The sequence below is a fragment of the Campylobacter sp. IFREMER_LSEM_CL1097 genome (genome assembly GCF_025772225.1).
Classification (GTDB): Bacteria; Campylobacterota; Campylobacteria; order Campylobacterales; family Campylobacteraceae; genus Campylobacter_D; species Campylobacter_D lari_D.
In genome coordinates this window covers 96,776-117,402 of the sequence record NZ_JAKMRT010000006.1, presented here as the reverse complement: position 1 = coordinate 117,402, position 20,627 = coordinate 96,776, and the positions used below count along the sequence as shown (strand labels likewise).

The 20,627-nt window shown below is 29.2% G+C and carries 20 protein-coding genes; 12 read left to right on the top strand and 8 right to left on the bottom strand.

The window, feature by feature from the left end; genetic code table 11:
• A partial coding sequence (locus L8W64_RS04130) for a glycosyltransferase family 2 protein (RefSeq protein WP_263672921.1) occupies positions 1-651 on the bottom strand: 651 nt, incomplete at its 3' end.
• A 52-nt stretch (positions 652-703) separates the two neighbouring features.
• On the opposite strand from L8W64_RS04130, the gene waaF reads away from it, so the two are divergent.
• From waaF to L8W64_RS04110, 4 genes are all read left to right on the top strand, one after another.
• Positions 704-1,618, top strand: a complete 915-nt coding sequence (waaF, locus tag L8W64_RS04125; protein ID WP_263672920.1) for a lipopolysaccharide heptosyltransferase II — start codon at positions 704-706, stop codon at positions 1,616-1,618.
• Between the two features lie 92 nt (positions 1,619-1,710).
• Complete coding sequence (locus L8W64_RS04120) at positions 1,711-2,013, top strand: HU family DNA-binding protein (RefSeq protein WP_039619003.1); 303 nt, start codon at positions 1,711-1,713, stop codon at positions 2,011-2,013.
• Positions 2,014-2,109: 96 nt separating this feature from the next.
• Positions 2,110-3,012 (top strand): cysteine synthase A, encoded by a 903-nt coding sequence (cysK, locus tag L8W64_RS04115; RefSeq protein WP_263672919.1) that lies wholly within the window; start codon positions 2,110-2,112, stop codon positions 3,010-3,012.
• A gap of 12 nt (positions 3,013-3,024) precedes the next feature.
• The gene (locus tag L8W64_RS04110; RefSeq protein ID WP_257938844.1) at positions 3,025-4,410 is read left to right on the top strand and encodes a replicative DNA helicase; all 1,386 of its coding nucleotides are present in this window, start codon (positions 3,025-3,027) and stop codon (positions 4,408-4,410) included.
• Here the strand turns inward: L8W64_RS04110 and tpx are convergent.
• The 3 genes from tpx to L8W64_RS04095 are packed head-to-tail and all read right to left on the bottom strand — an operon-like array spanning position 4,407 to position 7,439.
• The gene (gene tpx, locus L8W64_RS04105) at positions 4,407-4,925 is read right to left on the bottom strand and encodes a thiol peroxidase (RefSeq protein WP_263661219.1); all 519 of its coding nucleotides are present in this window, start codon (positions 4,923-4,925) and stop codon (positions 4,407-4,409) included. The genes L8W64_RS04110 and tpx overlap by 4 nt on opposite strands.
• Before the next feature lie 11 nt (positions 4,926-4,936).
• Complete coding sequence (gene mgtE / locus L8W64_RS04100) at positions 4,937-6,280, bottom strand: magnesium transporter (protein ID WP_133319709.1); 1,344 nt, start codon at positions 6,278-6,280, stop codon at positions 4,937-4,939.
• A gap of 1 nt (position 6,281) precedes the next feature.
• Positions 6,282-7,439 carry a M23 family metallopeptidase gene (locus L8W64_RS04095; protein ID WP_133319708.1) on the bottom strand — a complete coding sequence of 386 codons (1,158 nt, stop codon included), beginning with the start codon at positions 7,437-7,439 and terminating at the stop codon, positions 6,282-6,284.
• 127 nt (positions 7,440-7,566) lie between these two features.
• On the opposite strand from L8W64_RS04095, the gene L8W64_RS04090 reads away from it, so the two are divergent.
• Genes L8W64_RS04090 through L8W64_RS04080 form a run of 3 tightly spaced genes read left to right on the top strand, consistent with a single transcriptional unit; the run spans position 7,567 to position 10,471 of the window.
• Positions 7,567-8,277 (top strand): plasminogen-binding N-terminal domain-containing protein, encoded by a 711-nt coding sequence (locus L8W64_RS04090; RefSeq protein WP_375154839.1) that lies wholly within the window; start codon positions 7,567-7,569, stop codon positions 8,275-8,277.
• Positions 8,277-9,659, top strand: a complete 1,383-nt coding sequence (locus L8W64_RS04085; protein ID WP_263672917.1) for an FAD-linked oxidase C-terminal domain-containing protein — start codon at positions 8,277-8,279, stop codon at positions 9,657-9,659. The genes L8W64_RS04090 and L8W64_RS04085 overlap by 1 nt, the downstream gene beginning before the upstream one ends.
• Positions 9,659-10,471, top strand: a complete 813-nt coding sequence (locus L8W64_RS04080) for a YihY/virulence factor BrkB family protein (protein WP_133319705.1) — start codon at positions 9,659-9,661, stop codon at positions 10,469-10,471. The genes L8W64_RS04085 and L8W64_RS04080 overlap by 1 nt, the downstream gene beginning before the upstream one ends.
• Here L8W64_RS04080 and L8W64_RS04075 read toward each other — a convergent pair.
• Genes L8W64_RS04075 through L8W64_RS04060 form a run of 4 tightly spaced genes read right to left on the bottom strand, consistent with a single transcriptional unit; the run spans position 10,418 to position 14,352 of the window.
• A complete protein-coding gene (locus L8W64_RS04075) occupies positions 10,418-11,677 on the bottom strand; it encodes a ComEC/Rec2 family competence protein (RefSeq protein ID WP_263672916.1) in 1,260 nt (419 codons plus the stop codon). The genes L8W64_RS04080 and L8W64_RS04075 overlap by 54 nt on opposite strands.
• Complete coding sequence (locus L8W64_RS04070) at positions 11,674-12,237, bottom strand: DedA family protein (protein ID WP_133319703.1); 564 nt, start codon at positions 12,235-12,237, stop codon at positions 11,674-11,676. The genes L8W64_RS04075 and L8W64_RS04070 overlap by 4 nt, the downstream gene beginning before the upstream one ends.
• An 8-nt stretch (positions 12,238-12,245) precedes the next feature.
• Entirely contained in the window at positions 12,246-13,799 is a 1,554-nt protein-coding gene (gene rny / locus L8W64_RS04065) for a ribonuclease Y (protein ID WP_133319702.1), read from the bottom strand.
• Positions 13,723-14,352, bottom strand: a complete 630-nt coding sequence (locus tag L8W64_RS04060; RefSeq protein ID WP_263660212.1) for a 5-formyltetrahydrofolate cyclo-ligase — start codon at positions 14,350-14,352, stop codon at positions 13,723-13,725. Before L8W64_RS04060 ends, rny begins: the two co-directional genes overlap by 77 nt.
• A gap of 66 nt (positions 14,353-14,418) precedes the next feature.
• Between L8W64_RS04060 and L8W64_RS04055 the strand changes: the two genes are divergently transcribed.
• The 5 genes from L8W64_RS04055 (at position 14,419) to L8W64_RS04035 (ending at position 20,592) form a co-directional block, all read left to right on the top strand.
• Positions 14,419-14,964 carry a TlpA family protein disulfide reductase gene (locus L8W64_RS04055; RefSeq protein ID WP_263672915.1) on the top strand — a complete coding sequence of 182 codons (546 nt, stop codon included), beginning with the start codon at positions 14,419-14,421 and terminating at the stop codon, positions 14,962-14,964.
• The gene (gene ftsY / locus L8W64_RS04050; RefSeq protein WP_263672914.1) at positions 14,964-15,830 is read left to right on the top strand and encodes a signal recognition particle-docking protein FtsY; all 867 of its coding nucleotides are present in this window, start codon (positions 14,964-14,966) and stop codon (positions 15,828-15,830) included. Before L8W64_RS04055 ends, ftsY begins: the two co-directional genes overlap by 1 nt.
• Positions 15,831-16,076: 246 nt before the next feature.
• Positions 16,077-17,711, top strand: coding sequence for a motility associated factor glycosyltransferase family protein (locus L8W64_RS04045; protein ID WP_263672913.1), 1,635 nt, complete (start codon positions 16,077-16,079; stop codon positions 17,709-17,711).
• Between the two features lie 41 nt (positions 17,712-17,752).
• Positions 17,753-19,093 (top strand): DNA repair protein RadA, encoded by a 1,341-nt coding sequence (gene radA, locus L8W64_RS04040; protein WP_258108000.1) that lies wholly within the window; start codon positions 17,753-17,755, stop codon positions 19,091-19,093.
• Positions 19,084-20,592 (top strand): phytoene desaturase family protein, encoded by a 1,509-nt coding sequence (locus tag L8W64_RS04035; protein ID WP_258107999.1) that lies wholly within the window; start codon positions 19,084-19,086, stop codon positions 20,590-20,592. Before radA ends, L8W64_RS04035 begins: the two co-directional genes overlap by 10 nt.
• The last annotated feature ends 35 nt before the right edge of the window (positions 20,593-20,627 follow it).

Genomic DNA, 20,627 nt, shown 5'->3' with positions numbered 1-20,627 from the left:
TTCATATCTTCCAAATTCATTAAATTCATAATGATAAAAACATTCTTTAGATACAAAAAAACTCTCACTAATCATAAAATTTATATAGTTAAAAAACACATCTTCACCATAACACAATCTTTTATATATATCAAAATAATCAAAACTTTTAAGTAAATTTTCTTTTTTATAAAGCTTAGCCCAAACACTCCAGCAAAAATGCTTTTGATTGAGTAAAAAATTTAAAAAATCATTCTTATTAAAATATTCATCATTTTTAAATCTATAAAATTTTTTAAATTTAACTCTATGAACAAAAGCATCAAAAATAATCATATCAACATCATTTTTTATATCTTTTAAAGCTAACTCACAAGCTTTTAAATCCAAATAATCATCAGGATCTAAAAACATTATATAAGGTGAGTTTGAATTTAACACGCCTATATCTCTACTTGCAAAGGTGCCTAAATTTTTATCATTATGTATGATTTTTATTCTTTCATCTTTACTAGCATATTCTTTGGCTATATCTATGCTTTTATCATTTCCAAGGTCATCTACTACAATGATTTCTATATCTTTAAAGCTTTGTTTTATACAACTATCTAATGCTCTAGCTATATATTTTTCTACATTATAGGTTGGTAATATGATGGAAATTTGACTCATTTTAGCTCTTTATTTTTTGCTATAATTATAGCTTTTATTTTTAAGGAAAATCATGAATATTTTTATCAACCTTCCTACTTGGCTAGGCGATGCAGTGATGGCTAGTGCGGCTATTTATGCTATAAAAGAAAAATATCCCCAAGCTAAATTTACTTTTTATGGTTCTTTTGTAAGTACGGAACTTTTTAAACGCTTTGAAAATGCTCAAATTTTAGTAGAAAATAAAAAACAAAGATATAAGCAAATTTTACAAGCTAGAAAAAACCTTGGTAAATTTGATCTAGCTTTTTCGTTTCGCTCGGCATTTTCAAGTAAGATCATTTTAAATCTAATTAAAGCAAAAAAAAGATTTTATTTTGATAAAAATATTCTAAAAGAAGAACATCAAGTCTTAAAATACTTAAATTTCACAGAAAAAGCCTTAAATTTTAAAGCCACTTCAAATGTTTTAAAACTCCCTATAAAAGCAAAATCAACTCAAAAAATTTTAGGTATAAATCCAGGTGCGCATTTTGGAAGTGCTAAAAGATGGGAAGCGAGCTATTTTGCAAGGGTAGCAAAAGAATTTAGCTCAACTCATCAAATTTTAATCTTTGGAGTAGAAAGTGAGAGAGAAATTTGTGATGAAATTGAGTATTTTTTTCTAAAAGAAGGTATCAAATCAAAAAATCTTTGTGGTAAAACTAGTATTTATACTTTATGTAAAAATATTTCTATGCTTGATTTGCTCATCACAAACGACAGTGGTCCTATGCATATAGGTGCAGTTTATGGGGTGAAAACGGTGGCTATTTTTGGTTCTACCAAATTCAGTCAAACATCTCCTTGGCAAGAAAATGCTAAAATAGCACATTTAAATTTAGCTTGTATGCCTTGTATGCAAAAGGTCTGCCCTTTAAAACACCACAAATGTATGAAAGATTTAAAGCCTGAAGTGGTAATAAATTTAGCAAAAACATTTTTTTAGCATATTTTTCTTTGTGATTTGGGTTTAAACCTCTTGCAAAAGCTTGATAAATGTGTTAAACTTAACAATCATTTTTAATCAAGGAGCTTTTTATGACTAAAGCAGATTTTATTTCTCAAGTTGCTCAAACTGCTGGGCTAACTAAAAAAGATGCAACTGCAGCTACTGATGCAGTAATCGCTACTATTACTGATGTATTAGCTAAAGGTGATAGCATTAGCTTTATCGGTTTTGGTACATTTTCTGTAGCTGAAAGAGCTGCTAGAGAAGCTAGAGTGCCAAGCACTGGTGCTACTATTAAAGTACCTGCTACTAAAGTTGCTAAATTTAAAGTAGGTAAAAACCTTAAAGATGCAGTTGCTGCTGCTAAAACTGCTAAAAAAGCTAAAAAATAATTCTTTGCGCAAAAGTTAAAAAACTTTTGCGTTTTTCTTCATAGTTAAGTATTAATTTTCTTTTGATATTGTTTTTAAAAATATTAAAGGAAGACAATGTCAGTTTATAATAATATCTTAGATTGTATAGGTAATACCCCGATTATTTCTTTAAAAGAATTTGCTCCAAATCTTTATGCTAAATGCGAGTATTTTAATCCAAGTCATTCTATAAAAGATAGAGCGGCTGTGGAGATGATAAAACAAGCTTTAAATGAAGGTAAAATCAATCAAGAAACAACCATTATAGAAGCTACAAGTGGAAATACCGGCATAGCTTTAGCAATGATTTGTGCAAGCTTAAAGCTTAAACTTATCATAGCTATGCCTGAGTCTATGAGTATTGAGCGTAGAAAAATGATGAGTTTTTTTGGTGCAAAGCTAGAACTTACTCAAGCAAGTAAAGGCATGCAAGGAGCGCTTGATAGAGCTAATGAGCTTTTGAGTGAAATTCCAAATTCATTTATGGTAAGTCAATTTGAAAATATCAACAACAAAAACGCACATAAAAAAAATACTGCTTTAGAAATTTTAAAAGCTTTACCTGATCTTGATATTTTTTTAGCAGGTTTTGGTACAGGTGGGACTATTAGCGGGGTAGGAGAAATTTTAAAAGAACACAATCCTAATGTCAAAATCATAGCCTTAGAACCCGCATCTTCGCCACTTTTGAGTCAAAATACTGCTGCAAGCCATAAAATTCAAGGTATAGGTGCAAATTTTATCCCTAAAATTTTAAATCAAAAAATCATAGATGAGATAGTTTGTGTAAGTAATGAAGATGCTATAAATACAGCCTTAGAGCTTGGTAAAAACGGCATAATGGCAGGAATTTCAAGCGGAGCAAATGTATATATGGCTAGAAAAATTGCTTTAGAAAACCCTGATAAAAAAGTCTTGACTATGTTAAATGATACAGCCGAGCGATATTTGTCAACTGATTTATTTGCAAATTTATAATTAGGGGTGTGTATGAGTCAAAATAATGAGCATTTTGATTTAGATCTTGAAAGGGCGATTTTAAGTTCTTGTATATATAGTGAAGATTCTTTTTTTAGTGTTTCTTCGGATATTGAAATTAATGATTTTTCGCTCAAAGCTCATCAAGATATTTATAAAGCTATTTTAGCTTGTGTGAATGCAGGCGAGCCTATAAGTGCAAGTTTTATAAGAAAACATAAAAAAGTAGATGAGCAAATTTTAGCTGAAGTTTTAGCTACTACTTCCATAGCAGATGTGAGTAAATACGCTTATGAATTAAGAGAAAAATCCATTAGACGCCAGCTTTTAAATTTTGCTTATACTATACCTACAAGGGTAAATGAAGATAAAAGCATTTCTCAAATCTCAGATGAAATAGGCAAAGAAATTTTTAATCTTACAAACCGTGTAAATAGTAATAGTATTAAGGATATGACTATGGTGATGTCTGAGCTTATGGATGAGTTTAAAAAGCAAAAAGAAGCTGAAAACAAAGATATTTTAGGACTTGATACAGGCTTTAGTGAGCTTAATAAAATGACAAAAGGCTTTAAACCTGGCGATCTTGTAATCATCGCAGCACGCCCTGGCATGGGAAAAACTACAATTTGTTTAAATTTTATAGAAAAAACACTAAGGCAAAATAAAGGTGTTGTAATGTTTTCACTAGAAATGCCTGCTACGCAAATCATGCAAAGATTAATCAGTGCAAAAACTTCCATTCCTTTGCAAAAAATTCTAATCGCAGATTTAAACGATGATGAGTGGAGTAGGGTAGGTGATGCTTGTAATGAATATGCGCAAAAAAATCTTTATATTTATGATAGTGGTTATGCTAGCATAGCAGACATTCGTTCAATTTTACGCAAAATCAAGGCTCAAGATGAGAGTATTGAGCTTTGCGTAGTTGATTACATCGGTCTTATGATGAGTAACTCAGCTTTTAATGATAGGCATTTGCAGGTGAGTGAAATTTCAAGAGGTTTAAAGCTTTTAGCAAGAGAATTAAATATGCCAGTAGTGGCACTTTCGCAATTAAATCGTTCATTAGAAAGTAGAGCAAATAAACGACCTATGCTTAGTGATTTAAGAGAAAGTGGCGCTATAGAGCAAGATGCAGATACGATTTTATTTGTATATAGAGATGAGGTTTATAGAGAGCAAGAAGAAAAAGAAAGAGAAAATAAAGCTAAAAATGAAGGCAAAACTTATGAGAGAAAATTTATGCCAAATCCTGTGCAAGAAAAAGCTGAGCTTATTATAGGTAAAAATAGAAATGGTCCTGTAGGGCATGTGGATTTGCTTTTCTTAAAAGAAAAATCGTGCTTTATTGAAGCTCCAAAAGAAGATTTTATAGTTACCAATTTTGAAGGTTAATTTAAAGAATAGCGATAATCGTTTTGTATAAAAAGCTCTAAATCTTTAAAATCAATTTTTCCCATCAGCTCTTTTACGAGCTGTTTGTATATTATTTTTTCATCTTTAACTATAAAAGCTGATCTTGCCAATAATCCTGCAAATATGCTATCATGTATTAATACTCCATAATTAGTGCCAAAATCTTTAAAGGCAAAATCACTTGCAACTATGATATTATCAATTCCTTCAGTCGCACAAAAACGATCCATAGCAAAAGGTAAGTCCATGCTAATAACAATCACTTCAATATTTTTTATAGATGCCAATCTTTTGTTAGTTTCTTTAGCTTGTTTGGAACATACTTGAGTGTCTAAGCTAGGAAAAGTTAGTAAAATTTGAGTTTTTCCAGGTGGTGCTATTTCTACTGAGGCAAGATTTTTAGTTTTTAAAGTCACTTTTGGAGCATTATCGCCAATTTGTAGTTGATTTCCTGTGAGTTTTATGTTTTGTTTTTTATATATAATGCTTGACACAATTTTCCTTTTTATAATAAAATCATCTTAGCTAAAAGTAAAAAGCTGAAAAAACCCAAACCATCAGTAATTGCAGTAATCACAACACTTGAACCTACCGCAGGATCAATTTTAAATTTTTTCAAAGTTAATGGCACAAAAGAGCCTACAAAACCGGCTAAGGCTAGATTGATTAGCATTGACAAAGCTATAACAAGTCCTAAAAGGGCTGTTTTAAACCATATAAAAGCTATAATGCTCATAACGCTAGCAAATATAAGCCCATTTAATAAAGAAATTCCACTCTCTCTTAATATAACTTTTTTAGCATCTTTGAATTCTACTTCATTGAGTGAGAGTTTTCTAACTGTTACCGCTAAGGCTTGTGAGCCTGTGTTACCTCCCATGGAAGCTACAATAGGCATAAGTACTGCTAGAGCTACAAGTTGTTCTATTTCACCTGAAAAAAGACTGATGATATTAGCTGAAATTAATGAAGTTGTAAGATTAATCATGAGCCAAAAAGCTCTTGCTTTAGCTGCTTTAAAAGCACTTTCTTCTTCAACATCTGCATCAACTCCGGCTAAATTATAAATTTGCTCTGTTGCATTTTCTTGGATTAAATCATGAATATCATCATAAGTAATTCTACCCAAAAGCACTCCATCGTCATTTATAACAGCCAAAACACTTAAATCATAATCTTCTACTATATCAATAGCCTTTTGTATATCTTCATGATCTTTAATGCTATAACATTTATATTTTTCATTGTTGTTTTTAATAATATCTGCAAAACTTAGTTTAAAATCCCAAAGCAAGAGATCGCTTAGGTTGATAGCATTGCAAAGTTTTCCTTGTTTATCTATGATATAAACTTGAAAAATTTGATCTACTTGTCCTGAATGCTTTAAAATTCTATATCTTTTAATGGCCTTTTCTATACTTTCATTAATAGAGGCTGTGAAAATTTCTGTTTGCATATAAGCACCAGCAGTATTTTCATCATAATTTTTAAGGCGTAAAATTTCTTCTTTGTCTTCTGAACTTAAGCGGTTTAAAATAGCTAAAGTTTTTTGTGGATTTAGCTCTTCAAAACGCTTAATTAAGTCTGTTGCATCATCACTTTCAAGCTCTTCTACTGCTTTTGCAATCTTTATAATGCTTAAGTTTTCTAAAATATCTTCTAAGATATGTTCAGGCGTTATAGTAGCTACATTTGCAAGTGTGTAAGTATCAAAAGATTTAAGAGTTTTTAAATAAAGCTCTTCATCATGCCTTTTGATAGTTTTTAAGGCTTCATTGATTTCATAGGTACTTTGATCTTTGAAAGTATTTTTTAAAAGTTCTTGTGCTTCTAAAAAATCATTCATCATCTCAAAGCTCCATAGAATTTTCTATATTTTGTTCTTTTGGTGGATTTTTATAATTTTCATCAATGCTTTGCAAGCGGTTTTCATACTCTTTTGCCATTTTTAAAAATTCTTCTTTGTTTTTTCCACTTAAGCTTGATTTTGGAATTTTAACTATAGTTTCAGGATTAATTGCTTTATTATTTAGATAAAGTCCAAAATGCAAATGTGGTCCAGTGCTCATACCAGTAGAGCCTACATAAGCAATCACTTGTCCTTGCTTAACTTTTTGTCCGCGTTTGATTTTTGCAAAGCGACTAAGATGAGCATATAAAGTCATATAGCCTGACATGTGTTTTACTTGTACAACCTTACCATAACCACCTTTTGTCCCAACAAAGCTAATCGTTCCATCTCCTGCACTTTTAACTGGAGTACCCGTTGGAGCTGCATAGTCAATACCTAGGTGTGCTCTATAGCGTTTTAATATAGGATGGTATCTTGCTCTAGTAAAACGATCTGAAATCCTTGTATATTTGACAGGTTTAGTTAAAAAGAAATTTTCAAGCTCTTTTCCTTGAGCATTATAATAAGAATCTTTATATAAAAATACAGAATATTCCTTACCTCTAATATTAGCTAAAGCTGCTTGGATATTAATATCGCCAAAAAGTCTTCCTAGTCTTCTTTTTTGCTCATAAATTAATACTACACTATCGCCTTTTCTAACATTTTTAAAATTAACACTATTTTTAAAAGCTCTTACCATAGCTCTTGCTAAGGTTACGCTACCACTTTCATCATAAACATCTTGATAAGCTGAGTTGTTAATAGCTACGCGAATAGTTCTTTTTTCTTTGGTATAAGAAATTGGAGTAAAACTTAATACGAATTTATTTTCAGTGTTTTTGTAAATATGAATTTGTAAATCATCACTGATTGGGATTAAAACCTGTTCTAATTCTCCTTGATCATCTTTTAACATTTGGTATTTAATACCACTTGCAATTTCTGCACTTAGTTCTTTATCTTCAGCATCAAGATTATAGTATAAATTTAAAGGTATGGAGTGATCTTGTAAAAAATCAAGTAAAGTTTTGCCATTCTCCCAAGAAAGTTCTTCAACACTTGAAATAGCAAAAAGTTTTATCGATATAAGTAAAGATATGAAAATTTTTTTCATGGTATTTTAAAGCCTTCTAAAATTTAAACATAAATTTGTATTTTACTTAATTTTTCTTACAATTTTGTAAGGAAAATACAATATAATTTAATTTTTACACTTTTTTAAGGAGTATCAGTTGTCAAGAATTATTTTAATACTTTGTTGTTTTTTAGCATTTTTGCAAGCTAAAAATTTTGATTTAATACAAACAAAACTTGAAAAAGTAGATGATATTTATGGTTATATAAAAGATGATCCTAGAATTTTATTGCACTCAAGTGGTATAGTTGTGCATGAAATTGATACACAAAAATCAATTATTGCAAGAGCTAGTGTGATAGGGCGTGAAAATGGCTTAGTTAAATTACAATTTAAAGTTTTTGATATGCTAGCTCAAGATGCTATGCCTTTACCAAATGTATTGCCACAAGTAGGCGATAAAATAGTTTTAAATTATTTATATGATAGAGCCTTGATTATAGCTCCTGATAAAAATGTGTATGATTTTATAGCTCAAAAATTAAATGGACTTTATTTTTTACACCCTGATTTATTTGGTGCTCATATGATACAAGAATACCGCCAAACTCCAAGAAGATCAGATTTTAGATCTTTTTGTTCAAAAAATGCTGTTGGGCTTTTAGTGGTAGCTTTAGAAAATAAAGCTGAGATAGTTGATTGTCAAGATTTTGGCAAGATAGAAGAATTTAACATACCTCAAGCTCAAAGTTTGCAAATTCCATTTTATTCAAGAATTACAGGTTATAAAAGCGATATTTTTAGCTTAAATGATGAAGCAATTGGAAATTATTATGTATATTATGAAAAATTAATTAGCTTAACTAGAGAAAAATAATGCAAGAAATCCATCAAAAATTTTTTCAAGATCTTTTAGAGGTTGAAAATGCTCATTTTGATCCTATCCACAAAAGAGCGTATAGTTATGATGCTACTAAAAAGCATTATTTACCTGATGGAGTGCTTTTTCCAAGAGATGAAAATGATATTAGTCAAATTTTAAAATATTGTAATGAAAATAAAATCATCGTTATTCCTAGGGGCTCAGGTAGTGGATTTACCGGTGGAAGCTTAGCTATTAATGGTGGAGTAGTGTTAAGCTTTGAAAAACATATGAATAAAATTTTAGAAATTGATCTTGAAAATTTAGTTGCAGTAGTGCAGCCTGGTGTGATAAATATGGCTTTACAAGAAAAAGCAAAAGAATATGGTTTATTTTATCCACCTGATCCTGCTAGTATGGAGTATTCTTCTTTAGGGGGGAATGTAAGCGAAAATGCAGGAGGTATGAGAGCTGCTAAGTATGGTATAACTAAAGATTATGTAATGGCTTTAAGAGCTGTTTTACCTAATGGAGAAATCATTAGAGCAGGTAAAAAAACTATAAAAGATGTAGCGGGTTATAATCTAGCTGGAATTTTAATAGCAAGTGAGGGATCTTTGGCTGTGCTTAGTGAGATTACTTTAAAACTAGTAGCTTTGCCAAAGTTTAAAAAGACAGCTATGGGGATTTTTAACAGCATTGATGAAGCAATGAATGCAGTTTATAAAACTTTAGCTAAAGGTGTGACTCCTGTATCTATGGAATTTTTAGATCAATTAAGTATACAAGCATTAGAACAAAAATTCCAAAAAGGCTTACCTATGGATGCGGGTGCGATTTTAATCGCTGATGTAGATGGCAATATAGAAGAGGCTATTGAAGCAGATTTAAAAATTTTGCAAGAGAGTTTTTATGAATCTGGCGTAAGAGAGTTTAAAATAGCAAAAGATGAGCAAGAAGCAGCCAATATTTGGTTTGCTAGAAGAAACTGCTCTCAAAGTATAGCAATGTATGGAAATTTAAAGCTTAATGAAGATATTACAGTGCCGCGTTCAAAACTGCCTGATCTTTTAAAAGGCATAGCTGAAATTTCTAAAAAATATGGTTTTAAAATCCCTTGTTTTGGTCATACTGGCGATGGTAATGTGCATACTAATGTAATGGTAAGTGATAAAAATAATCCTGAGTTGGTTAAAAAAGGTTATGAAGCTGTGGAAGAGGTGTTTAAGCTTACAGTCTCTTTAGGTGGGACTTTAAGTGGAGAGCATGGTATAGGTATCTCAAAAGCTCCTTTTATGAAGCTTGCTTTTAGCGAAGCTGAAATGGACTTGATGAGAAATATCAAAAAAGCATTTGATCCAAATAATATACTTAATCCTTTTAAAATGGGACTTTGATGAATTTTAAAAACTTCATAAAAATTCTTTTAAGCATAAGAGATAAAGAAATTTTAAATTATGCTGCAGCTTTGAGTTTTTATACTATTTTATCTTTAATACCGCTTTTATTTTTATGTTTTTGGGTTTTTACTCAAATTCCAAGTTTTGAAATGTATCAAGAAAGAATTAAAAATTTAATTTTTACTTTTTTAATCCCAACTCAACAAGAATTAATAACACAATATATTAACACTTTTTTAAAAAATAGTGTCAATCTTGGTTTAATTGGTCTTTTAGCTATGGCTTTGACTTCTTTAGCATTTTTTTCAGGTTATGATTATGTTATTAATAAGCTTTTAGAAGAAGACTCTAAAAGTCTTTGGCATAGTATAAGTTCTTATTGGACTTTGGCAACATTAACTCCACTTGGACTTGGAGTGAGTTTTTACATTTCAGGTTTTATACAAAAAACCTTAGATGATTTTAATATTGCTTTGAATTTTTTTGAGATTTTACCTTATGTGATTATATGGGCTTTGTTTTTTACATCTTATTCAAGTTCAGTGAGTAAAAAAGGTGATTTAAAAACTTTGCTTATTAGTTCTTTTGGTGCTTCTGTGATTTGGTATATTTCTAAGATGATTTTTGTATATTATGCTGTATATAATAAAACTTATTTAAATGTATATGGTTCTTTTTCTGTGATATTGTTTTTCTTTTTGTGGATTTATATTTCTTGGATTATTTATCTTTTGGGTTTAAGAGTTTATTTGATTTTAAATCAAGAAAATAAAGGGAATAAAACCAAGAGAAATTACAAAAAGAGCTAAATAACGATGAAAAATAGCCATGAAGGATAAAAATATATAAATAAGATAAATTTCTAATGGTATGTGTAACAATATACTATTTAATTTAAAATCAAATAATGCTAATAATATTTCATCTAATACATCTCCATAAGATAATAAATGCAGTAATAAACTTATAGGGTAAAATAAAGCAAATAATATGCTTAGAGGTATACCTAAAAATTGTTGAAAACTAATAAGTGGAAAAAAATATAATACAGGAATCATCATTGCTAAAAAAGTCCAAAAATTTATAAAAATAATATGAATATAATTTTTTGAAAAATTATCTTTAAAATGATGTAAATATAAATAAATATAAAATACTCCTAAACTTGAAAACAAAAAGCCAACGCTAAATAATAAATTTGGAAATAAGCTTATACATAAAATTACACTTAAGAATAAAAATTTAAAACTCAAAATTTTAATATTTTTACTAAATAGATAAAAAGCAAAAATACTCATACATAAAGCTCTTATATAAGAAGGGCTAAAGTCTATTAAAAATATATACAAAATTAAAAGCAAGAAAGCAAAAATACTAATATCAAGTTTTAAACTTCTATAAGGAAAATATCGTTTGTGAAAAAAGGTATATAAAGGAGCAAAAATCAAAAAGCAAAAGCTAAATAACAAGCCCAAATGATATCCACTAATAGCAATTAAATGCGCGATATTGTAAAAATTTACATCATTTCTAAGCTCACTTGATACATTTTTTGCAAAAAATAAAGCCCCGTAAAATTCTTTGATTTTTTCATTTTGATGTTGATTTAAAAAATACTCCACTAAGATATTTTCTTTTTGAGTATTGGTTTTATGAAAATCATAACTTGGCACAAAAAAATTTTTACTAAGATAATCTTTAAAGTTAATATTTTTAGTAATAATCCTAAGATTTATAATATCATTTTTACTTAAATTTAGATCTTTAAAACTAGTAGTGTAAAAAACAAAATCAGAATTTTTAATTTTAAAAACTTGGTATTTTTTACCTTTTTTATTAGTTTTTTGATAGCTAGATATAATGATATTATTTTTAAGCAATAAATGTTTTGTGAGTTTAAAATTTTGGTATTTTTTATACTCATAAATGAGATTTAGGCTAAAAATTGCTAAAAAACATAATAATAAAATTAAAAATTCTCTATAAGAATCTTTTATAGAGAATTTTAAATTCATTTTTTCTTAGAAAAGCGTGATAAGTATAACCATATAATAAAAATTAAAGTGATTATAAAGGCAGGTGCTATATAAGGATGATTTGAAAAAATTTCAAAAGCCTCCTTTAAGGTGTTTCCAAAAATAAATCCAGCATAACCAAGTATTATAGCCCAAATTAAACTAGCTAGGGTATTGATGATAAAAAATCTTACAAAGCTAAATTTGCAAAGGCCTGCTGCTATAGGAATGATAGTTTTTACCCCGTAAATAAATTTTTGCACTACTAAAAGTAAATCTCCATATTTTTTGATTTTTATCATAGCAAGCGCGATTTTTCTTCTATGATTTTTAAAATAAGGCATTATGTCTTTTTTATAATATTTTCCTAGAATAAATAATAGGGTTGAACCTATGGTATTAGCCAAAAAGGCTAAAAATATACACAAATGCAAATCAAGTTTAGTTGAACTTGCACAAAGTACCCCGGCAGCAAGTATGGCCACCATTCCTCCACCAAAAGAATAAAAAAATAAAATCAAATAACCATAAGTGCTAAGATTATCAATCATTTCTTGCATGAAAAACCTTATCTTGCAAAATCAACAGCTCTAAGCTCTCTGATGACATTAACTTTTATTTCACCAGGGTATTGAACTTTTTCTTGAATTTCTTCAGCTATTTCTTTAGCTAAAAGCACAGATTCATCATCGTTGACTAATTTTGCATTAACAATAACTCTAATTTCTCTACCAGCATTAATAGCATAAGCTTTTTTAACCCCTTCTTTACTTTTTGCTATATCTTCAAGTTCGCTAACTCGTTTCAAGAAGGCCTCAAGCACCTCACGCCTTGCTCCAGGGCGTGCAGCGCTTAGTGTATCTGCTGTACAAACTGCAGCTGATTCTATACTTGTAGCCTCTTCATGTCCATGGTGCGCATAAATTGCATTAATCACTATAGGATGTTCTTTGTATCTTTTGCAAAGTTCAGCTCCTAAATCTACATGAGAACCTTCAAATTCATGCGTTAAAGCCTTGCCTATATCGTGTAAAATTCCAGCTCTTCTTGCTAGTTTTTCATCGCCACCACACTCAGCTGCTATGATTCCAGCTAAATGCGCTACTTCCAAAGAGTGTGCTAGAGCATTTTGTCCATAACTTGCTCTATATCTTAATTTTCCTATTAATTTAACAATTTCAGGATGGATATTATTAAGTCCTAAATCCATTACTATAGTTTGACCTTCTTCTAAGATATTATCCTCAAATTCTTTGCAAACTTTTTCATGAATTTCTTCTATTTTTGCAGGTTGTATTCTACCGTCTTCAACTAAAAGTTCAATCACCTTTGTAGCAATGGCGCGTCTATAAAGATTAAAACAACTTACTATAATTGCTCCAGGCGTATCATCTATGATAATATCAACACCCAAAACCATTTCTAAGGTTTTAACATTTCTTCCTTCTTTGCCTATAATGCGTCCTTTTAACTCATCATTTTTGATATTTACTACATTGATCAACCTTTCAGCAGCGAATTCTCCTGCAAATCTTGAAGTAGCTTGTGCTAAGATAAAATTAGCCTTTCTTTTGGCTTCATTTCTAGCTTCTTCTTCGTATTTTCTAACAATATGAGCAATTTCAGCTCTTGAGGCTTCTTCTACTTTTTGTAAGACTATACTTTTTGCCTCTTCTTGTGTGAGACCAGCTGAATGTTCAAGAATTTTTAAAACATCATTTAACTTTGTTTCGTAGCTTTGTTTTAAATTTTCATTCTCCTCATGTAAAGCTTTTATAGTTTGCTGCTCTTTTGCTAATTTGTTTTTGTTTTCTTCATGAAGCTTTTCTTGATAATGAAGGTTTTGTTCTTTTTTGTTGAGTTCTTCTAGCTTAATAGAATGCTCTTTTTGTAGTTTTTGAATTTTTTCATCAAATTTTTTCTTTGCTGCAAATTCAGCCTCAGCAACTGAATTTTTAGCATCTTTAAGTGTTAGCTCAGCTTCATATTCAATGGCTTTTGCTTTTGCTTTTGCTTGCTCTAAAAAGATATTGAAATTTGCATCATTAATCTTTTTGGCGACTATATATCCAATCCCTCCGCCTATGAAAACGGCTATTAATGCGACTAATATTTCTATCATTGTTTTTAACTTTCCTAAAATATTTTTTATAAGGGTTTATATAAAAATTTCCTTTTATATCATGGTCTTGACTAAAAATTTGATGAGATTTTGCATCCATCATTTGTGTGAAAATAACTAAAGGTTTTTTATAAGAAATATTTTCAAAAAACCTATCGTAAAATCCTTGGCCATGACCAACTCTTCCTAATTTTGCATCTACTCCTATAACAGGGATGATTGCAACATCTATACGAGTTTGCAAAAAAGAATCTTTTGGTTCATATACCCCAAAACTCTTTTTATCAAGAGTTAACCTTAATTTTACTACCTTTAAACTTTTATCTTGCATAAATGGAACAAAAATTCGGTATTTTTTTGTTAAAAAATGTCTGAATTTATAAAGATTAATTTCATATTTTAAAGGAATATATATAAGGATATTTTTGTAATTTTTACAAGATTTTAAAATTTTATTTACTTCTTGAAAAACTAAAAAATCTCTTTTGTATTGAAATTTTAGTTTTAATTTCATTTTAAATTTCTGTTTTATTCTAAAGTCATTTTTTATCAAAGCTTTCCTTGGTTTTTTAACTTTTTATGTTATACTTTTAAGCTTAAAAAATCATAAGGATATGACTTGAAATTTAAAATTTTTTTAGCAATTTTTGCTATGATTTTTTTTACTTCATGCTCAAGTGATAAAGAAAATTCTAGTAATGAAAATACTGATAATGCAAGTTTAAGTCAAAGTGAAAATACTGATTTTACTTTGAAATTTTTAGATGGTAGAAAAATGTATGTGAAATATCATGAACAAGAATTTAATTTTGATGATACAGCAAAAGCTAAGTTGTTTGTATTTTTTACAAGTTGGTGTGAGCCATGTAAAGCTGAAATTCCACATTTAAATAATTTAAATAAAAAATATCAAGATAGATTTGAAGTCATAGCGCTTTTTTTAGAAGAAGATAAAAAACAAGAATTATTAGAGTTTATACAAAAAGAAAAGATGAATTTTTCTTCGGTTTTAGGAGAGAATAGTTTTATTTTTTCTAAAGTTTTAAATATCAGCTCTATTCCAACAATGGTGTTGTTTAATGCAAAAGGCGAAAAGATTAAAGAGTATTTAGGTTTAATTCCTGAAGAAATGTTAGATATAGATATACAAAAAGCGATAATGTAATGTTTGGATTTTTAAAGAATGGTTTAAAAAAGACTTTAGAAAGCATCCATTTAGTTAAGGCTTCAAATAAAATCATTACTAAAGATTTGCTTGAAGAAATGCTTTTAGAAGCTGATGTGGCATATGAGATAGTTGAAGAGATTATTTATTATCTTCCTCCAAATGATGAGGTTAAAAAGGCTGATTTAGAGCGTGTTATGGGGACTTATTTTATTTATGATAAGCCTGAACTTGCTAATGCTAAGCCTTTTGTGGATTTGATTTTAGGTGTAAATGGGGTAGGTAAGACTACAAGCATTGCTAAAATGGCACATTTGCATAAAGAAAATGGTGAAAAAGTTATACTTGGAGCTTGTGATACTTTTAGAGCAGGAGCTATAGAGCAGTTAAAATTATGGGCACAAAAATTAAATATAGATATCATAGCTACTTCACAAGGACATGATCCTTCGGCAGTTGCTTATGATGCTATTTCTAAAGCTTTGGCAAAAAACTATGATAGGGTTATTTTAGATACAGCAGGACGCTTGCAAAATCAAAAAAATCTTGCAAATGAGCTTGAAAAAATTGTCCGCATAAGTGATAAAGCTATGCAAGGAGCTCCTCATAGAAAAATCCTTGTACTTGATGGCACTCAAGGTGTAGCAGGAATTTTGCAGGCAAAAGCTTTTAATGATTTAGTAAAACTTGATGGAGTGATTATTACAAAACTTGATGGAACTGCCAAAGGTGGAGCTTTATTTAGCATAGCAAGAGAGCTTGAACTTCCTATTTTATATGTAGGAGTAGGGGAAAAAATGCAAGATTTATGTGAATTTAGTATTAAAGACTATTTAGAAGCTATATTGGAACCGATGTATAAATGAGCTTTTTGTTAAAAAATTTATCCGCACTAAATAATCCTTACTTGATGGAAAAATTAAAGCAAAAACACAGTAGCACTTGGGCGATGGATAATAGGGGGGGGGGTAGATCAACTAAATTGGATAAATCAAAATGGAGAATATTTATATAAAAACCCAAAAAAATATTTAGAAGAAACCATTGCTTTATATCAAAATAAATATCTACTATATCCTGTTTTATATTTTTATGGTTTTGGTAGCGGTGTTTTGTATAAATGCCTACTGAATAATCCAAATTTAAAGCATATAGTTGTTTTTGAAGATGATTTAGAATTGTTATATAGTGTGTTTAGTGTTTTAGATTTTTCGAATGAATTAAAAGAGCGAAAAATAATCATTTTAAATAGTGAAATTTCAAATCAAGATTTAGAGTATTTACTTTATATGAAACCTTTTTACAATTTTTTAAGAATATATGATATGCACATACATAATGAATACTATGAAAAATTTGAAAATAACATTCTCAAATTAAACAAAAAAATTTCAGAAATTTTAAAAATTATTATTTTGCATCAAGGTAATGATATTAAAGATTCTTTGCAAGGTTTGGTGCAATATATTTATAATTTACCAAATATGATAAAAAATCCTCCCTTGAAAAATTTATGGCTTATGCGAAATAAAAAAGTTAAATCAGCTATTATAGTTTCTACTGGCCCATCTTTAAACAAGCAACTTCCTTTACTAAAACAATATCAAGATAAATTTAGTATATTTTGTGTTGATAGTTCTTATTCTATTTTGGCAAAAAATAATATTAAACCCGATTTTGTTTTAATGAGTGAAAGAACTCATTTTAGTGCTGATTTGTTAAAGCAAAATTATGAAAATATAGATAATAATATAGTATTTATTTTATTAACCTTAGTACACCCTTTAGTGATTAAATACTTAAAAAACACTAATAGAGACTTTTTACTAATTCCATATCCAACCATATTTTTTAATAAAATTGATTTATTTGGTTTTGGAAAATCTCCATCGGGCGGAACAGTAGCTTATAATGCTTTACAATTAGCGTGTGATTTTAATCATGAAAATATTATTTTTATAGGTCAAGATTTATCATATGGAGAAGATGGAAAAACTCATGCCAGTGGATATTATTATGAAGATGAAGAGTTAAATGATGTTGAGGAAAAAGCTATAGCTTATGGGGGAATTGGCGAAGTTTTTACTCATAGTACTTGGAATACATTCAGATTTACTATACAAAATTATATAGCTAATAAAAAAGGTTTTAAATTTTATAATGCCACAGAAGGTGGAGCTAGGATAGAAGGCACTATAGAAAAACCATTTAAAGAGTGTTGTGAAGAATTTTTAGATGAAAATTTAACAAAGCCTTTTGAAAAACCATCGCCAATAGATAAGAATGCTCAAGATGATTTGTTATTGCAAAGTTATAAAGTAATTAATGATAATTTAGAGTTTTGCGATAGATTTGTTAAAGAATTTGAACTTTATTTTGAAAATTTGATTCAAATAGAAAATAAAATTCAATCTTTGGAGGTATTTGAAGATAAGAAGAGTTTGATTATCCAAAGTATAAAAAATTTAGATTTTTATAAAACTAAGCTTGATGAGTATTGTAAAACTTTTTTATATGAATTTATTAGACCTTTTTTGCAGCAATTTGAATTTAATTTAGCAAGAATTTATGTGATTAATCCAAGGACTAATGAAGAATGGTTTGATAAGAATATAGCTTGGGTAAAAGATCATATATTTTTATTTGAAATTTTAATAGCAAATATAAAAATGGCAAAAGATGAGATAAATAAACATTTAGATCCGTTAAAAGATGAGATTCGAAAAAGACAACTAGATAATATTTAAAAATAAAATATATAATCTTTTTAAAAATTTAGGTAATATTTATGGCTAAAAAACACATTTTATTTGAATGTCAAGCTTGTGGAAATCAACAAAGTAAATGGCTAGGCAAATGTCCTGAATGTGGTTCTTGGGATAGTTTTGTTGAGCTAAAGCAAGAACAAATTAAGGTTTTAAAAGAGTTAAATTCACTCTCAAACACCCCAAGTTCTGCAGTATGTATAAATGATGTTATAGCAGAAAATTTCACACGCATTAGCACTGATGATAATGAGCTTGATTTAGTTTTAGGTGGTGGGCTTGTTGTGGGTTCTTTGGTGTTAATTGGGGGTTCACCTGGGGTTGGAAAATCCACACTTTTATTAAAAATTGCTTCGAATTTGGCTAAAAGTGGTAAAAAAGTACTTTATGTAAGTGGCGAGGAGAGTAAATCTCAAATCAAACTGCGTGCAGATCGTTTAAATGCAAATTGTGAGAATTTATTTTTACTTACTGAGCTTTGCTTGGAAGATATTTTAAGCGAGCTTTCTAAAAAAGATTATGAAATTTTAATTATTGATTCTATTCAAACTTTATATTCTAATAAAATTACTTCAGCAGCAGGTAGTATCACTCAAGTTAGAGAAATTACTTTTGAGTTGATGCGCTATTCTAAAGCCAATAATATTAGCACTTTTATCATAGGACATATCACTAAAGATGGGGCTATAGCTGGACCTAGAATTTTAGAGCATATGGTAGATGTAGTGCTTTATTTTGAAGGCGATGCCAATAAAGAAATAAGAATTTTAAGAGGCTTTAAAAATCGTTTTGGAAATATTTCCGAAGTTGGTATTTTTGAAATGACTTCCAAAGGCTTGATTAGTGCTAAAGATATAGCTAATAGATTTTTTACGCGTGGTAAGGCAGTAAGTGGTAGTGCTTTGAGTGTAGTGATGGAAGGAAGCAGAGCTTTAGTGCTAGAAATTCAAGCCTTAGTTTGTGAGAGTGCTTATCCAAAGCGTAGTGCAACAGGCTATGAAAAAAATCGTTTAGATATGCTCATAGCTTTACTAGAGAGAAAGCTTGAAATTCCCTTGGGGCATTATGATGTTTTTATTAATGTAAGTGGTGGGGTAAAAATTAGTGAAACTGCAGCAGATTTAGCGGTGGTTGCAGCAATTATTTCAAGTTTTAAAAACCGCCCTTTAAGCAAAGATAGTGTTTTTGTGGGTGAGCTTAGTTTAAATGGTGAAATCAAAGAAGTATTTTCACTTGATGTGCGTTTAAAAGAAGCTAAAATGCAAAAATTTAAAAATGCCATAGTACCTGTAAAACCTATGGAGGAACTTGGCTTAAAATGTTTTGTAGCTAAAGAATTGCGTGAGGTTTTAGAATGGATGTAAAATTTGATGTAATCATTATAGGTTCAGGTCTTGGAGGCTTAAGTGCAGGCGCTTTTTTAGCTAAAAATGGAAAAAGGGTTTTAGTTTTAGAACAGCATTCTTTAATTGGTGGTTGTGCTACTTGTTTTAAAAGAAAAGGCGCTTTGATTGATGCGGGACTTCATGAGATGGACCTAGGTGAAGCAAAAACTGATATGAAGCATTTGGTTTTTGATAAGCTTGGTATAAAGAATAAAATTCAAATTTTACCTTTACCAAGTGCATGGAGTATTAAAAGTAAAAATTATAATCTAACTTTACCTCATGGTATAGAAAAAGTAAAAGAAGTTTTGAAAAAAGAATTTCCGCAAGAGTGCAAAGGTATAGATAAATATTTTAAAGCTATAAAAACGCAAGCTTATGCTATTCGAAGATTTCCTTGGGATTTAAAATTAAGTGAGTTATTGTTGTTTCCTTTTGACACTGCTTGGATATTTATTAAAAATAGATTGTTTAATAAAAAAGTTTATGATGTTTTAAATGCTTATATTAAAAATGATAAGCTAAAAAAGATTTTAAATGCAAATATGAGTTATTATCATCATGATAGTAAAGAATTTATTTTCAGTTTTCATGGCATTGCTCAAAAGCATTATTATGATGGTGGAGTGTATATTAAAGGTGGCTCGCAAGCTTTAAGTGATGCTTTGGCTGAGGTTATCAAAGAAAATCAAGGGCAGGTTTTAGCTAAGGCTGAAGTTGTTAAAATACTCACAAAAGAACAAAAAGCTTATGGAGTAGAATACATTCAAAATAATCAAAAACATACCATCCATGCGCAAAATATCATCGCAAATTGCGATCCTTTAATCGTATATAAAGACTTGCTTAAAGAGTTAAATTTAACCCAAGAAATCAAAGCAATAGAATCTAAAAAGCGTGCTTGTTCTTTAGTAAGCGCTTATTTTATTTATGATAAAGATATTTCTAAAATTTATGAAAATATGGATTATTGTAATTTTATATTTGAAGATGATTTTTTAAATAGTTCATATGAAAACACTAATATTTTAAAACTAGATATTAAACAAAGGCCTATGGCTTTTGTGAATTATTCTAAGGTTGATAGTGGCTTAGCTAGTGATAAATACATAGGTGTTGTAGCTTTTAGTTCAAATTATCAAGAGTGGGATTTAAATAAGCAAGATTATAAAGTTAAAAAAGAAGAAGTATTAAAAGCCATAGTGCAAAGACTAGATGAGATTTTTCCAAATTTAAGTTCACACTTAATCCATCAAGAATTAGCCACGCCAAAAACTATACAAAGATATACTAAAGCTTATGAGGGTACAATTTATGGATTTTCTCAAGATCAAGAAGGGGTTAAATATAGATTGCATTATAAAAGTAAAAGTATAGAAAATTTATATTTTGCTAATGCTTTTATATTTCCTGGAGGTGGTTTTACAGGTGCGATTTTGGGTGGATATTTTTGTGCTAATAAAATGAATTTTCATTAAAATATAAGCAATTTTTTTATAATATTAGCTTTGAA